1 protein-coding gene is annotated in these 957 nt (G+C 66.1%); it reads right to left on the reverse strand.

Annotation, left to right across the window (positions count from 1 at the left end):
• Nucleotides 1-957 (reverse strand): VCBS domain-containing protein (locus ACCD00_RS30670; protein ID WP_413428928.1); only part of this gene is annotated, 957 nt, incomplete at both ends.

Genomic DNA, 957 nt, shown 5'->3' on the forward strand with positions numbered 1-957 from the left:
GTGGGCGGAACTGGCGACGTAGGTCCAGGCACCGCCGGTGCCGATGGAGAACTGGCCGTAGCTGCCGGCGGTGTTGGACTGCGCCTGGAAGCTTTCCGGGCTGTCGATATCGCTAATGGTCAGGCTGCCGCCGGTGGTCAGCGGAGCATTGGTTTCGCTCAGCGTAACGCTGGCCGAGGACAGCACGGCGGCGTCGTTGCTGCCGGTGACGGTGATAGTCACCAGTTGGGTGTCGACGCCGCCGAGGCCGTCGCTGACCTGCACGCTGAACACTTCGTTGTGACTCTCGCCCGCCTGCAGCGACTGCACCGCGCTGGCGACACCGTCGCTGCCATTGGCCAGGGTGTAAGTCCACTGGCCGGTGTTGTCCACCGCGATCGAACCGTAGGTGCCCGTATCCGTACCGGCAATGCTCCAGGTCGCCGTGGCGTCATGGTCGATGTCGGCCGAGCTGAACTGGCCATTCACGCTGAGTTTGGTGTCTTCCTGCACCGCGCCGGCATCATTGCCCGTCGCGAAGCTGAGCACGGGCGCATCGTTGCTGCCGGTGACGGTGACGGTCACCAGCTGGGTGTCCACCCCGCCGAGGCCGTCGCTGACCTGCACGCTGAACACGTCATCATGGCTCTCGCCGGCCTGCAGCGACTGCACCGCGCTGGCGACACCGTCGCTGCCGTTGGCCAGGGTGTAAGTCCACTGGCCGGTGTGGTCCACCGCGATCGAGCCAAAGGTGCCGGTATTTGACCCGGCAATGCTCCAGGTCGCCGTGGCGTCGTGGTCGATGTCGGTCGAGCTGAACTGGCCATTCACGCTGAGTTTGGTGTCTTCCTGCACCGCGCCGGCCGCATTGCCCTCCGCGAAACTGAGCACTGGCGCGTCATTGCTGCCGGTGACGGTGACGGTCACCAGCTGGGTGTCCACCCCGCCGAGGCCGTCGCTGACCTGCACGCTGAACAC

Source organism: Pseudomonas sp. Pseusp3 (genome assembly GCF_047304225.1).
Taxonomy (GTDB): Bacteria; Pseudomonadota; Gammaproteobacteria; order Pseudomonadales; family Pseudomonadaceae; genus Aquipseudomonas; species Aquipseudomonas fluorescens_CD.